Raw genomic sequence first — 15002 nt, 5'->3', positions numbered from 1 at the left:
AGCGCGCCCGCCTAACAAATCCCTCAAGATGCCCCCAGTCTCTCCTGAGCGTCTCCGCCGTCTCCAGCGTCCCAACACCGCCTCAGCAGCGCCGGTGAAGGGGTATTTACGGATTAGGTCTGGGACCTGCAACCCCCATTTTGAAAAAACTTCGCTTTTCCCCGCAGAAACTTACCCACCTTAATGAAATCAATAAGTTACCTTAACAATTCGTGGAAAAAACCCGCTTACAGGCCACTGAAATTGGGGGAAGGGTTGGTCTATGGGCGGAATCGTACCCAATGCTTGGTATGCGCCTGGGGTTGGGCCGAAGAAAACGCCGCCCGAGTCTCTTCGGACGGCGCAATCATTGCGTTAGTCGCGTGTTTACGACAGATCGAAGCGATCCGCGTTCATCACCTTGTTCCAGGCCGAAACAAAGTCACAGACGAATTTGCCCCCGGCATCAGCCTGACCGTAGACCTCGGCCAGCGCCCGCAGTTGCGAGTTCGACCCAAAGACCAGATCAACACGCGTACCGGTCCACTTGACCGCCCCGCTGGCGCGGTCGCGGCCTTCATAGACGCCGTTGCCCGCTGGCTTCCACTCGGTACCCATGTCCAGCAGGTTGGTAAAGAAATCGGTGCTGAGCGTGCCGACGTTGTCAGTGAACACACCATGTGTTGTGTCGCCGAACGTTGCGCCCATTACCCGAAGCCCGCCAACCAGCGCCGTCATTTCCGGGGCTGACAGAGCCAGTAGCTGCGCCCGGTCGATCAACAGCTCTTCGGGCGATACGCTGTAGTCGGACTTTTGATAGTTCCGGAAGCCGTCTGCAATTGGCTCCATCACCGAGAACGACTCGATATCTGTCTGATCCTGCGTCGCATCGGTGCGGCCCGGGGCGAACGGTACCTGAACCTCATGACCCGCCGCTTTGGCGGCCTGTTCAATACCGGCTGCGCCGCCCAGAACGATCACATCGGCCAATGAGACCCGTTTGTTGCCCGACTGCGCATCGTTAAACGCTTGCTGAACGCCTTCCAACGCATCCAGCGCCTTGGACAGCTTCATTGGTTCGTTCACGTCCCAGTCTTTCTGCGGCGCAAGACGGATGCGGGCGCCATTGGCTCCGCCGCGCTTGTCCGACCCGCGGAATGTCGAGGCCGAAGCCCAGGCAGTCGACACCAGTTCAGAGACAGACAGGCCGGTTGCCAGAATCTTGCTCTTCAGGTCAGCCGCATCCATGTCGTCGATCAGGTCGTGATCCACGGCCGGTACATTGTCCTGCCACAACAACTCTTCGGTCGGGGCCTCATTACCGACATAGTTCGAGCGCGGGCCCATATCGCGGTGGGTCAGCTTGAACCAGGCACGGGCAAAGGCGTCCGCGAACTCTTCCGGGTTCTCGTGGAACCGCTTTGAGATCGGGCCATAGATCGGGTCCATTCGCATCGCCATGTCCGCCGTGGTCATCATTGTCTTGACCTTTTTCGACGGATCATGCGCCGCAGGGGCCATATCTTCTTCTTTCACGCCGACCGGTTCCCAGATCCAGGCGCCCGAGGGGCTTTTGGTCAGGTTCCAGTCATAGCCGAACAGCAGGTCGAAATAGCCATTGTCCCATTGGATCGGGTTCGCGGTCCACGCCCCTTCGATCCCGCTGGTGGTGGTGTCGTCACCCTTGCCCGAACCGAACTTGTTTATCCAGCCAAGGCCCATTTCCTCGATCGGCGCAGCCTCGGGTTCCGGACCAACCAGATCGGGATCACCTGCGCCGTGTGCCTTGCCAAAAGTGTGACCACCCGCGACCAATGCGACTGTCTCTTCGTCATTCATTGCCATCCGACCAAACGTGTCGCGGATGTCACGACCAGAGGCCAACGCATCAGGCTGCCCGTCGGGGCCCTCGGGGTTCACATAGATCAGGCCCATCTGCACGGCGGCCAGCGGGTTTTCCAGATCACGCTCGCCTGAATAGCGGCTGTGAGGGTTGTCTGTCGGAGCGAGCCATTCCGTTTCCGTACCCCAATAGATGTCTTCTTCGGGTGCCCAGATGTCTTCGCGGCCACCGGCAAAGCCAAAGGTCTTGCCACCCATGGATTCGATGGCGCAGTTACCGGCCAAAATAATCAGATCTGCCCAGGAAATCTGATTGCCGTATTTCTGTTTGATTGGCCACAACAGACGGCGCGCCTTATCCAGGTTGCCGTTGTCCGGCCAGCTGTTCAGCGGCGCAAAGCGTTGGTTGCCGGTCGACGCGCCACCACGGCCATCTGCGGTCCGGTAGGTCCCAGCGCTGTGCCAAGCCATCCGGATGAACAGTCCACCGTAATGACCGTAATCCGCCGGCCACCAATCCTGAGAATCCGTCATCAGCGCGTACAGGTCTTCCTTCAGCGCTTTCATGTCCAGCTTCTTGAACTCTTCCGCGTAATTAAAATCGCCCCCAAGCGGGTTCGACGCGGGCGCATGCTGGTGTAGGATCGACAAGTTCAGTTGGTTGGGCCACCAATCCCGGTTTGACCGGGTTCCGGCGCCATGCATTACCGGGCATCCGCCCGTTTTGGGGTTATCACTTCCATCCATATCGATCTCCATTCCTGGCTAATTTCCGGCAGGTTCGCACGGTTCAAACTTGGTCGATCAAGAACTCATGCAGATGACACCTTTACCCGCCCTTAACGCGCGCCCAGGGGCACGCGTTTTTCGCTCGGGGGGGATCGGCGACTCTTTGGTCTTGTCACCACCAGAAGTAGCAAATCAAAATCATGCATAAAAGTTTTGTTTAATGATGAATGCAATAGGAAACGATTATGGTTTTTTCATATTCCACCGCGTTCCGACCCATTCACCGGCAGCACCACAAAATAACCTTGGGTCACATCCCAATAGCGCCAATTGTTTTTTTCGATCGCTGCGCCACAGTCAGACCCACGGAAGGTTACAGGCATAGCCATGCCCGATCCGGCACTGAGGGAGTCAGGATGGAATTCGACTACGTCATCGTTGGCGGCGGGTCCGCGGGTTCGGTACTGGCCAATCGCCTCAGCGCCGACCCAAACACCCGCGTTTGCCTGCTTGAGGCTGGCGGTCGTGGCGACAGTATTCTGGTCCGTATGCCCTCGGCCGTGGTCGCTGCCCTGCCCGGGCGGCCAAAGATCAACAACTGGGCGTTCGAGACCGTGCCGCAGCCGGGCCTGAACGGACGCCGGGGATATCAGCCGCGCGGCAAGGCACTGGGTGGGTCCAGTGCCATCAATGCGATGCTTTACATACGGGGACAGCGTCAGGACTATGACGGCTGGTCCGATCTGGGCTGCACCGGCTGGGATTGGGAGAGCGTTCTACCCTATTTCAAACGGTCCGAGAATAATGAGGACGGAGCCGATGATCTGCATGGTGACAGCGGTCCGGTTCAGGTTTCACACCAAAAAGAGCCGCGCCCGATCACTCATGATTTCATCCGCGCAGCCGAACAATTGCAGCACCGCCGCACGCATGACTTTAACCGTGGCGACAATGAGGGGGTCGGCCTGTACCAAGTGACCCAATTTCACGACCCGGCCCGAAATGGAGAGCGTTGTTCAGCAGCTGCGGCCTATGTCTTTCCGGTGATGGACCGCCCGAACCTGAAAGTCATCACTCATGCAGTGGCAAAAGAGCTGACATTCGACGACAAGCGCGCGAGCGGCGTGATCTTCAAGAATAAAGGCAAAGGGCCCGACGTCGTGGTTACGGCCAGACGAGAAGTGCTGATTTGTGCCGGTGCACTCAAATCTCCGCAATTGCTGCAACTGTCAGGAATTGGGGATGGCGCGGACCTTGCCCGACACGGCATCACGGTGCGCCATAACCTGCCCGGCGTTGGCCAGAACCTGCAGGATCACCTAGATTTTATTCTGTCCTACAAAACCAAAGACACTGACAGTTTCGGGATCGGGGCGGCCGCATCATTGAACCTGCTGCGGCACCTGCTTCGTTGGCGCAAGACCGGCGTTTCAATGGCGGCCACGCCGTTTGCCGAAGGGGCGGCTTTTCTGAAAACATCGCCTGATCTGGATCGGCCTGATATTCAGCTGCATTTCACCATTGCGTTGGTTGATGACCATGCCCGCAAATTGCATTACGGTCACGGCTTTACTTGTCACGTCTGCAAATTGCGTCCCGAAAGCCGGGGCACGGTGGGGCTGCACAGCGCCGACCCATTCGCCGCCCCTGCCATTGATCCAGCGTTTCTGTCTGACGACCGTGATCTGGAAACACTGATCAAGGGCGCGCGGATGACGCGTGACATCATTCAGGCCCCGGCGCTGGAGAAGTATCGGCACAAGGAAATGTTCGGAACCGAAACCGCGCAAACCGATGCCGATTGGGAAAACCACATCCGCGATCGCGCCGACACGATCTATCACCCGGTCGGGACCTGCAAAATGGGTTTGGATGACATGGCCGTGGTCGACCCGGAATTGCGCGTACGCGGTATCGATGCGCTGCGCGTGATCGACGCTTCGGTTATGCCGACGCTGGTGTCCGGTAACACCAATGCGCCCACTATCATGATTGCCGAAAAGGCCGCCGATCTGATCAAGGCCGATGGCTGAGCGTCAGGCGTCTTTCATCAGGGCCTCAAGTCCCGTGCGGTAATCAGGATAAAGCAGACGTACACCCAGTTCGTCCTTGATCCGATCATTCCTGACCCGCTTATTCTCGTTATAGAAACTGCGGGCCATGGGGGTCAGATCAGCCTCGTCGAACGGCACCTCTGGCGGTAAGGGCAGGCCCTGCAGCTCAGCGGCATAGGCGATAACGTCCTGCGGTGGCACCGGCTCATCATCGCAGATGTTATATATGGCACCAGGGTTGGGCGCGGCCATCGAGGCGGCCAGAACCTGTGCGATATCCGCGACGTGAATGCGCGAAAACACCTGACCGGGCTTGATAATACGCCGCATCCCCGCGCGTTTGAGCTTGGAAAACGGACCGCGACCGGGACCATAGATGCCCGCCAGCCGGAAAATATGTGTGGGCAGCTCAGGGATGCTCATCCACTGCCGTTCAGCCTTCACCCGCCATCTGCCACGCTCAGCCGTGGGCGCAGGCGGGGTAGTTTCATCCACCCATGCACCCTGATGATCGCCATAGACTGCGGTCGTCGACAGGTATCCCACCCATTCAAACTGTGCAGCCCGCGCGGCAATCTCATCCTGCAGGGCAGCCAGCACCGGATCGCCATTCGCCTTTGGCGCCGTCGAAATCAGCAAATGCGTCACCCCATCCAGATTCGGCACCTGCCCTGGCCAGACCAGCGGGTCTGCTCCGGATGCGCGAATAGCGGGGGATTGGGCCGGGTCGCGTGTGGTGCCGCAGATACGCCAACCTTGTGGATTCAGTAGCTGGGACAAGGCTTGCGCCGAATATCCGTGGCCGAACGAAAAAAGAGTTCCTGTCATGGCGCCTTAGATGATCCGCAATCCCGGCGGATGCAAGCAATTGCGCCGGAATACTTGATTCGAATCCCTCAATGCGCCTTTCTTTTGGGTATGAGTGACAAAACGCCCAATCTGCACGCTGCCTATGCCCTGGACTCACCGGAAGAACACAAACGGCTCTATGCCGAGTGGGCCGGGGACTATGACGATTCCTTTGCCGCGCTGGAAGACTATCAACTGCACATCCACACGGCCCGTGCCTTTGTGAGCGCGGGTGGGCAAGGCCCGGTTCTGGATGTGGGCGCAGGCACAGGATTGTGCGGTGCGGTTCTGGCCGGTCTGGGCGTCGGGCCAATTGATGCCACGGATATCAGCGCCGAGATGCTGGATCAGGCCATGCGCAAGGATATCTACCGCGACGCGATTGAGGCCGATCTGAACCAGGGTATCCCGGTCCCGCGCGACAGCTATGCGGGCATCGTATCCTCGGGCACTTTCACCCATGGCCATCTGGGCCCCGAGGCCCTGCTCGCCCTGTTGCGCATTGCCCGCCCCGGCGCACAGTTCGCCCTGTCGATCAACGCAAAGCACTATGAGAAAATGGGCTTTGCCGAAACCTTGCACAAACTGGCGCAGGGCCAGATTCGAAACCTGACCCTGCCCGAGGTGCGCATCTATGGGGACCTCGCCGCAGGCCCCAACAAGGATGACACCGCACTGATCGCCTTGTTCGAGCGGAGCTGACCTTTCAGGTATACATCTGCTTTTTGAAAGCGCGCGTCCGCGTCGTCGCCTCGGCCGAGCCGTCGTGATAGGTGCCAAACCACTTGTCGAACGGGATCTCGGAGGTGCCGTAGTTGCATTCGAAATACCGGTGATGCAGCTGGTGGAAGAAGTCTCCGGCGCGGGCGGCATCGGTTTCTCGGGCACGCAGCTTTTCAAACCCGGAATGCGACAGGACAGGGCTGACCTGTTGGAAATAGGCATGGAACAGCAGGTGCAGCGGATGCGAGGGCACGATCAAGTGGATGAAGTAGGTGGTGAAGTACAGGATGTTTTCGAACCAATGGTTTGAAATGCCTGACCACGGCCCCGTATTTACGTTGCGGTGATGCACGGCATGCACGTGTTTATACAGCTTGGGGTGATGTTCCAGCCGATGCACCCAGTAAAAATGCAATCCCGACCACATCGGGATGAATGCCAGCCAAACCAAGCACCAGACCGGCGCGCTGGCCCAAGTTACGGTGGGCACATAGCCGTTCGCCATCGCCCAGTAGATGATCCACTGATACACTGTCGCGACTGTCATCGCGCTGCCCAGCGTCCACCAGATATTGTCCCAAACCTGATTGCGAAAGGTGAACGTGCCGTTGCTGCGGGTCAGGTCGCGGCGGTCGAACTTTTTGTACATGCCCTGCCCTTTGCGCATGTACAGCCACCAGTGCAGACCACCCGCGATTAGAATCTGAGGCACCATGTTCAGCAGCCAAATGCGGAACATCCAGCCGGGTGCAAAGGTTTTCATCGTCTCTAACCCTGGGAAAAAGAGCGCATAGGCTGTCACCGCCAGCACCAAGCACAGCGTCAGCGACGTGATCTGCAACCAGGCACCGCTGTACCATTTCAGCACGGCAGCGGGGCGCGGGGGCCAGTTGAACAACGGGTTCAATCCCACTGGCCCCTCGGGGTGGTAATTCCAACGGGCGGCTTCTGGGTCCTGAGTGGAATCAGTCATAGCATTACCCTTTATGTGGCGTAGTCTGAGCCATCGGCATCCAGCAGAGCCTTGATTTCGCACAGATGCGCATCGGCTTGATCGGGATACTCGTCCAGTTCCTGTGCCGTCTTTTCGGCAATCTCATCTGACAACACGCGCAACGGTTGGCCGGTTTGCAGCGCACGGATATACGTTTCGGCCGCGCGTTCGAAATAGTACAACCGGTTGAACGCATCCGCGGGATCGCTTCCGATCACCAACACGCCATGGTTGCCCATGATCATGACCTTCTTCTGCGGATCCGACAGCATTGACGCGCAGCGCTCACCTTCACTTTCAAAGGCCAGACCACCAAATTCGTTATCCACCACATAGCGATTGTAGAAGGTGGCCGTATTCTGATCGATCGGCGGCAGGCGACTGTCGGCCAACGAGGCCAGAACGGTGGCAAAGATCGAATGCACATGCATCACACAGCGCGCATGCGGGCAATGGCGGTGGATCGAGCCATGCAATCCCCACGCGGTTGGGTCAGGCGCACCGGGCTGAGACATGACGTCCGGGTCATTGGCATCCAGCAGCAACAGATTCGAGGCCTTGATACGGGCAAAATGCATCTGATTGGCATTCATCAGAAACTGCGTGCCATCTTCATTCACTGCCAGACTGAAATGATTGGCGACGCCTTCATGCATGTTCAGACGTTCTGTCCAACGAAAGGTGGCGGCAAGATCTACACGGTCCTCCCAGTGGTCGATATTGGGGCGCAGGTTTGTGACGGTCATTGCGGGCTCCGATAGGGTGGTTGGGGCTGCTGAAAAGCCTGCCTGCGCTTTAAAAAATTGACCAACGAAAAAAACAGACCTAATTCATAAGTTGAGCTAATGGCAGGATTATGCGAATGCAGAAACAGCTTCCTCCGCTGGGGTGGTTACGCACATTTGAAGCCGCTGCGCGCCACTTATCCTTCACCGGCGCTGCCCGCGACCTGAACATGACCCAAAGCGCGGTCAGCCAGCAGATCAAATCGTTGGAGGGATATCTGGGCCAGCCCCTGTTCCTGCGCCGCCCGCGCGCGCTGGAACTGACCGAGGCCGGCATCACCTATCTGCCGGTGGTGCGCGAGGCGTTTCGAACGCTGGTCCGCGGCACGCAAGCCGTCACAGGCGCGCAGCAAAACGCCGTTCAGGTGCAAAGCAACATCACATTTGCCGTCAATTGGCTGGCCCCGCGCCTGCCGCAATTCCGCGAGGCACACCCAGAAGTCCAACTGAACATTTTTACCGAATTATGGGAGCCGCAGGAGATGGCCGAAGGGGCCGCCGTGGAAATCCGATTTTCTCTGCGCCCATCCGATACGGTACGAACGGAATTGCTGCGGACCGATCATTATTACCCAGTCTGTGCGCCGGGCTATGAAGTGACGCTGGACACGCTGCAACTACAGCCGTTGTTCGATTGTTCGAATCTGCTGTCAAACTGGGCAAATTGGGCCGAAGAACAGGCTCTAATTTGGGGAAATCCGCCCATCACTTACTCGACAACCTATTTGGTCAGCCTGTCCGTCGCGATGGCAGGCGGGGGGCTATGCCTGACCCACGACACTATTGCACGCGGCTTGATCGAACAGGGGCGGCTTGTGGCCCCCTTTGCCCATCGCGCTCCAATGCCCGAAGCCTATTACCTGTTATTGTCACCCCAAGCCGAAGAAACCCCGGGGGCGCTGGCCTTTGCAGATTGGTTGCGCCGCGAGATGGAGGCAGACGCGCAGCCTTGATAAGGGGTACTCCCGCCCATCGTCACTGCCGCTGTGCGGCACTTCCTCTGGTAGGGCCCGGCAGCGCTGACGCGCTGCGTGACGGTTTCATGACAGCTGTACGGTGGGGGTTGAACCTTTCTCTGCATTCAGGAAAGTTGAGCCATGGAATACACACCTTTCCCAAGCTGGCCCGATGTCGCCCCTAAATTGATTTCCGTTGCCGCGGGACGGGAGGCCGCGGATATGGTCATTCGCGGCGGCACTTGGGTGAATGTACATAGCCGCGAAACCCTACCCGATCACGACATTGCCATTGCCGCCGGGCGCATCGCATATGTTGGGCTCGACGCGTCCCATTGCATTGGCCCCGACACGCAAATCATCGAAGCACATGGTCGCTATATGCTGCCGGGACTGTGCGACGCCCATATGCATATCGAATCGGGGATGTTGACCCCGGCTGAGTTTGCCCGCGCGGTGATTCTGCATGGCACCACCTCGATGTTCACCGACCCGCATGAGATTGCGAATGTGCTGGGGCTAGACGGCGTGCGCATGATGCATGATGAGGCGCTGATGCAGCCGGTGAACATCTTCACGCAGATGCCGTCATGTGCGCCGTCGGCACCGGGGCTTGAGACCACAGGTTATGAAATTACTGCTGAGGATGTGGCAGAGGCCATGAACTGGCCGGGCATCATCGGGCTGGGCGAGATGATGAATTTCCCCGGTGTTATTCACGGTGATCCAAAGATGCTGGCTGAAATCGCGGCGACTCAGCGAGCCGGGAAAACAGTCGGTGGGCATTACGCTTCGCCTGATTTAGGGCATGATTTTGCAGCATATGTGGCCGGCGGACCAGCGGATGATCACGAAGGCACCTGCGAGGCCGATGCCATTGCCCGCGTGCGGCAGGGCATGCGGTCGATGATGCGGCTGGGCTCGGCTTGGTTTGATGTGGAAAGCCAGATCACAGCGGTCACCGATAAAGGATTGGACCCGCGCAATTTCATCCTCTGTACCGATGATTGTCATTCCGGCACCCTGGTCAATGACGGACACATGAATCGGGTTGTGCGCCATGCAATTGCTTGTGGTTGCGATCCGCTGGTGGCCTTGCAGATGGCAACGATCAACACGGCCACCCATTTCGGGTTGGAGCGTGAGATCGGTTCGATCACTCCGGGACGGCGAGCGGATATTATTCTCAGCTCGGACCTGACGGAGCTGCCCATCGAGATGGTCATTGCCCGCGGTCAGATTGCCGCCGAAAAGGGCGCAATTTCAGTGGATTGCCCGCACCTGAACTGGCCGAGTACTGCGCGCGACACCGTACATTTGGGGCACGCACTGACCGGTGCCGATTTCGAAATCAATGCCCCAGCAGGTGCCAATCGTGTGCAGGCCAATGTGATTGGCGTTGTGGAAAATCAGGCCCCCACAAAGGCGCTGAAATGCGAGCTGCCAATCATCGGCGGGTTAGTCGAAGGCGAAGGCGAGGTCTGCCAGATCGCGCTGGTCGAGCGCCACCGCGCCACCGGGGGGGTGACAAACGCCTTTGTCTCGGGCTTTGGATATCAAGGCAAAATGGCGATGGCTTCGACTGTGGCGCATGACAGTCACCACATGATCGTTGTCGGCACCGACCGAGACCAGATGGCGCTGGCAGCAAACCGTTTGGCCGAGGTGGGGGGCGGCATCACTATATTCCGCGATGGCGCGGAACTGGCACTGGTGGAACTGCCCATTGCAGGCCTGATGTCGGATAGCCCAGCGACTGAAGTGGCGGCGAAAGCAGAACAGATGGTCGCGGCGATGCAGGCCTGCGGCTGCCAGTTGAACAACGCGTATATGCAGCACTCGCTGCTGGCCCTAGTCGTGATTCCCGAATTGAGGATTTCAGACCTTGGGCTGGTGGATGTGCGGACCTTTGAAAAGATCGACCTTTTGGAACCCCTTGCATGACAATAATCAGAACACCCGACGTTCCTACACCCGAGAAGTTCACCGACCCCGCGGCGGCGGTGGCTCGTCTGGAACAGATTTACGATCAGGCGACCCAGTTCCTCTGCGACAGCTTTGCAAAGGCAATAGAAGGGGAGGCACCGCCCGAACGATTCAGAGCCTATTACCCGGAAATTCGCATCAAAACGGCGACCTATGCTCAGGTCGACAGTCGGCTTAGTTTTGGTCATGTCTCTGAACCCGGCACCCATGCAACCACGGTGACACGGCCTGATTTGTTCCGGTCCTACCTGACGCAGCAGATCGCACTTTTGATCCGCAACCACGGCCAACCTGTGTCCATCGGTGCCTCAGACACGCCGATCCCGGTGCATTTCGCTGTTGCCAACAATCCCGACCTGGTGGTTCCGCATCAGGGAGCAGCCGGGTTTACGCTGCGCGATGTGTTCGACGTGCCGGATCTGACAACAACCAATGATGACATCGTTAACGGGGTTCATGATCACGAAGGGGATCACGGCCCGCTGGCCTTGTTCACCGCGCAACGGGTGGATTATTCGCTGGCACGGCTGGCGCATTATACGGCGACCGATCCCAGCCATTTCCAGAACCACGTGTTGTTCACCAACTACCAGTTCTATGTGTCCGAATTCGAAAACTATGCCCGATCACAGCTGGCCGATCCGAAAAGCGGCTATACAAGCTTTGTTTCAACCGGAAATGTAGAGATCACCTCGCCAGATGGCACATTGGACCAACCCCTGAAACTGCCGCAAATGCCGACCTATCACCTCAAACGCGAGGATGGGTCCGGGATTACTCTGGTCAATATCGGGGTGGGGCCGTCGAACGCCAAAACAGCCACCGACCATATTGCCGTCCTGCGCCCGCATGCCTGGTTGATGGTGGGCCATTGCGCCGGGTTACGGAACACGCAGGCATTGGGGGATTTCGTGCTGGCCCATGCCTATCTACGCGAAGACAAGGTACTGGACGACGACCTGCCCGTCTGGGTGCCGATCCCGCCCCTGGCCGAGGTTCAGGTCGCGTTGGAACGCGCCGTGGCCGAAGTCACCGAACTGGAAGGCTATGAACTCAAGCGGATCATGCGGACAGGTACCGTCGCCTCGGTCGACAACCGCAACTGGGAACTGCGTGACCAATCCGGCCCAGTCCAACGCCTCAGCCAATCCCGCGCGATTGCGCTGGATATGGAAAGCGCCACCATCGCCGCCAATGGCTATCGGTTCCGGGTTCCATACGGCACATTGCTGTGTGTGTCCGACAAACCGCTGCATGGTGAATTAAAGCTTCCCGGGATGGCGTCGGCGTTCTATACCACTCAGGTCAGCCGCCATCTGGCGATCGGAATCCGTGCGATGGAACACCTGCGCGGCATGCCGTTAGAGCGTCTGCACAGCCGGAAATTGCGTTCATTTGACGAAACGGCCTTTCTCTGAAGCAAAAAAGCAACGAAATCCCCCTATTTTTAGGGTTTTCGACGCTACTATTCGTTGTGTTCGCCCACAATATCCCGTTACAGTTACGCGGTGAGGCCCTATTTATCGGGCACGTTAAGGAGACCAAGAAATGGCAAAGCCTATGACAAAGACTCAGCTGGTTGCTGCTCTCGCTGAGGAAATGGGAACCGACAAGAAAGCTGCAAACGCTGCGCTTGAGGCCGTGACCGGCCTGATCACCCGCGAAGTGTCGGCTGGTGGTGCGGTAACCCTGCCCGGTGTTGGCAAAATCTACTGCCGCGAGCGCCCCGAGCGCATGGTGCGCAACCCCGCCACCGGCGAGCAGTTCAAGAAAGAAGCCGACAAGGTGGTCAAGATGACCATCGCGAAGGCGCTGAAGGACAGCGTGAACGGCTGATCTCAGCCTTTACGGACAAGCGATTGAGGGCCGCCGGTTGGGGGCCCTTTTTCTTTGGCAAAGCAAGAACCATTCCGGAAGCAGCAGACTAACTGAGTGAGGCGCTTCACGGACAGCGCATTGAATGTAGATTATTCTGAGGACGCATTTCCAACGACAAATTGGAGGTCTTCCAATGAATAAATTTATTTCATTGCTCTTTTTTCTAGCGTTTTTCGGACACACAGCGCCTATCCTCGCGCAGGGGATCAATACCGAAATCATAACTTCGAACTCTTTGACCCGTTTGAACTACAGCGTTGAGGATCAAGGAACAGTCAGTATCTTCTTGCCCGCTGAAATCGTGCCGGGCGATACTGTGACAAGCCGTATTCGCGTTGCCGCCAAAGATCAGAAGGTCTTTGAAGGTTTCACACTGCGGGTCGAAGAAGTGACGCATCCGGTTCTGGACGGATTGGTTGAATGGAGAATACCCGAAGAGACCACGTCGGAATTTACCGTAGAATTGATCGGGGCCTCCGGAGATACGTCTGCACGAATTTCTATTTCGCTTCAAACACATCCCAAAGAGCCAAAAGGAACTCCTGGCAGAGACGGATTAGGAATTCGCATCCTTCCGATCAAGCCGAAATCTGGCAGCTATTCAGCGATTCCCAACGATTTCTTCGATGGGATCGAAGTTGTTGCTGTGTCTCCTCGCGCAGTGGTCATTTTTGACTCACTGGTGCTGGATACGCGTCCAGATCCGGTATTGTGTTGCTCAGAAGGAGGCCCGTGCGGACTGACAAGCTGCTGCGACTTTATTCCTTCAAGAAGTTGCTTGCATTGTAACGTGTCAGGCTACGACGAATGCCTTCTAGACACAGCGCCCCCGACCCCAAACCCTAATCCGAACTAAGTTTCGTCAGATTGGACTTGAATAGGCGGTTAGATTGACTGCCCCGTGAAATTGCCGTGCCGAACAAGAAGCCCAGTCGAACGGCCACAAAAAACAGGCTCTTAATGCAGAGCCTGTTTCAAATTTGCTTACTACGAAAGTTAGTGAACCGTCTCAACCTTGTGGAAGTCCAGATCGCGGTCTTCGGGCATCGAGTCGATGCTCAGTACCTCTTTGCGCTTAGCGATCAGGATATAGACCACGCAGGCCAGATACAGGCCGACGACCACCGCTCCGATCCACTGGATCTGCAACCACTGGCTCTGGAACAACAGGGTCAGCACGAACAGCAGCACGACGTTGCCTGCGACATAAATCGCCTTGCCAAACCGCTCGACCGTCATGTTCAGGTTGTCGGTATAGAGCCTAATAAGCGAGTCCAGCGAGTTGATCACGAAGGTCACGCCCACAATCACCATCGCGATGTTGGTGATGCCTGCGGTGCTGATGCCGTTCAGGTGGTAGTAGTAGAGAACGGTAAACCAGATCGCCAACGGGATCGACGGGAAGATCAGCAGTGCCGCCAGCAATTGCCAAGTCTTCAACCCACCCACAAAGCGCGAGGTGAACTGGCCAATCATGATCGACCACGCAAACCACCAGAACAGGTAGAAGGCGTGATAGTCTGTCAGCGGCAGGACGAATTTGTGCAGGTTGGCGAAATAGGCCCCGATATTGCTGCTGGTTTCCGCAAAACCGGTAAAGCCCATGCCAGCTGCAACCCACATGCCAAGGATCAGCGCCAGAAACAGAAAGGTCGAGCCCACCGAAAGGATACGCACGTATTTCAGGTCGGTCGACGAATAGGCCGCCGCCAGAATGACCACAAATACGATGACATAGAAGGTGGTGACCACGGATTCACCGTCTCCGACCTCGGGCAGGTAGCCGGGCAGGTAGATCAGGAACAGGCTGGCGGTAAAGGCGCAGGTGCCGATGATGACCACGTTGTTGATCAGCTTGACCAGCGGGATCTCAAAGAACTTGACCCGCGGTTCGATCACGCAGAAGTAGAACGCGGTCAGGAAATAGAAGGCCCAGATCAGAAAGCCCCAGAACCCGAACTCGATCGCCAGCGGATTAGCAAAGGCATAGGCTGGATCTTCGGCATAGCCGCCGAACTCGGTCAGCGGGAACATGATCAGGCCGACATCCAGACCGGATGTGAACAAGATCGCGATGAAGGTGAACAGATGGACAGGCGTCACGCCGACGCAGCGCAGATTCCACCATTTCACTACGAAGAAAGCGACCAGGCCCAAAGCCAATAGGACGCCAAAAGACAGAATGTATTCCAGAAGCACTGACAAACCTCCCATAATCAGCCAGATT

Annotated in this window: 13 protein-coding genes; 7 read left to right on the top strand and 6 right to left on the bottom strand. The window is 57.4% G+C overall.

Annotated features, from left to right (window positions below):
- Positions 1-366 precede the first annotated feature (366 nt).
- Together katG and ACR0JB_RS11360 are read right to left on the bottom strand one after the other, a co-directional pair.
- Positions 367-2568 (bottom strand): catalase/peroxidase HPI, encoded by a 2202-nt coding sequence (gene katG / locus ACR0JB_RS11365; RefSeq protein ID WP_480789932.1) that lies wholly within the window; start codon positions 2566-2568, stop codon positions 367-369.
- Between the two features lie 236 nt (positions 2569-2804).
- The gene (locus ACR0JB_RS11360; RefSeq protein WP_480659384.1) at positions 2805-2939 is read right to left on the bottom strand and encodes a hypothetical protein; all 135 of its coding nucleotides are present in this window, start codon (positions 2937-2939) and stop codon (positions 2805-2807) included.
- A 27-nt stretch (positions 2940-2966) separates the two neighbouring features.
- Between ACR0JB_RS11360 and ACR0JB_RS11355 the strand changes: the two genes are divergently transcribed.
- On the top strand, positions 2967-4583 hold the full coding sequence (locus ACR0JB_RS11355; protein WP_170396989.1) for a GMC family oxidoreductase: 1617 nt from the start codon (positions 2967-2969) through the stop codon (positions 4581-4583).
- A gap of 3 nt (positions 4584-4586) precedes the next feature.
- Here the strand turns inward: ACR0JB_RS11355 and ACR0JB_RS11350 are convergent, their stop codons facing one another.
- On the bottom strand, positions 4587-5432 hold the full coding sequence (locus tag ACR0JB_RS11350; RefSeq protein ID WP_170396988.1) for an SDR family oxidoreductase: 846 nt from the start codon (positions 5430-5432) through the stop codon (positions 4587-4589).
- A 90-nt stretch (positions 5433-5522) separates the two neighbouring features.
- On the opposite strand from ACR0JB_RS11350, the gene ACR0JB_RS11345 reads away from it, so the two are divergent.
- A complete protein-coding gene (locus ACR0JB_RS11345) occupies positions 5523-6155 on the top strand; it encodes a class I SAM-dependent DNA methyltransferase (RefSeq protein WP_170376693.1) in 633 nt (210 codons plus the stop codon).
- A gap of 4 nt (positions 6156-6159) precedes the next feature.
- Here ACR0JB_RS11345 and ACR0JB_RS11340 read toward each other — a convergent pair whose 3' ends face one another.
- On the bottom strand, positions 6160-7149 hold the full coding sequence (locus tag ACR0JB_RS11340; RefSeq protein WP_170396984.1) for a sterol desaturase family protein: 990 nt from the start codon (positions 7147-7149) through the stop codon (positions 6160-6162).
- 11 nt (positions 7150-7160) lie between these two features.
- Positions 7161-7916 (bottom strand): class II aldolase and adducin N-terminal domain-containing protein, encoded by a 756-nt coding sequence (locus ACR0JB_RS11335; protein ID WP_170396982.1) that lies wholly within the window; start codon positions 7914-7916, stop codon positions 7161-7163.
- Positions 7917-8032: 116 nt separating this feature from the next.
- Here ACR0JB_RS11335 and ACR0JB_RS11330 point away from each other — a divergent pair, with 116 nt between their 5' ends.
- From ACR0JB_RS11330 to ACR0JB_RS11310, 5 genes are all read left to right on the top strand, one after another.
- Positions 8033-8908, top strand: a complete 876-nt coding sequence (locus ACR0JB_RS11330; RefSeq protein ID WP_170396980.1) for a LysR family transcriptional regulator — start codon at positions 8033-8035, stop codon at positions 8906-8908.
- A 144-nt stretch (positions 8909-9052) separates the two neighbouring features.
- Positions 9053-10855 (top strand): adenine deaminase, encoded by a 1803-nt coding sequence (ade, locus tag ACR0JB_RS11325; protein ID WP_480789931.1) that lies wholly within the window; start codon positions 9053-9055, stop codon positions 10853-10855.
- Positions 10852-12315: an AMP nucleosidase gene (locus tag ACR0JB_RS11320; RefSeq protein WP_170396976.1), complete on the top strand. Its 1464-nt coding sequence runs from the start codon at positions 10852-10854 to the stop codon at positions 12313-12315. The genes ade and ACR0JB_RS11320 overlap by 4 nt, the downstream gene beginning before the upstream one ends.
- Before the next feature lie 130 nt (positions 12316-12445).
- On the top strand, positions 12446-12733 hold the full coding sequence (locus ACR0JB_RS11315) for an HU family DNA-binding protein (RefSeq protein WP_170349467.1): 288 nt from the start codon (positions 12446-12448) through the stop codon (positions 12731-12733).
- 175 nt (positions 12734-12908) lie between these two features.
- A complete protein-coding gene (locus tag ACR0JB_RS11310) occupies positions 12909-13631 on the top strand; it encodes a hypothetical protein (protein ID WP_170396974.1) in 723 nt (240 codons plus the stop codon).
- Between the two features lie 140 nt (positions 13632-13771).
- Here the strand turns inward: ACR0JB_RS11310 and ACR0JB_RS11305 are convergent, their stop codons facing one another.
- Entirely contained in the window at positions 13772-14989 is a 1218-nt protein-coding gene (locus tag ACR0JB_RS11305; RefSeq protein ID WP_437436467.1) for a BCCT family transporter, read from the bottom strand.
- Between the last annotated feature and the right edge of the window lie 13 nt (positions 14990-15002).

Source organism: Ruegeria sp. BI7 (assembly GCF_056537925.1).
The sequence above is the reverse complement of the archived record's forward strand: the minus strand, read 5'-3'. Positions and strand labels throughout refer to the sequence as shown.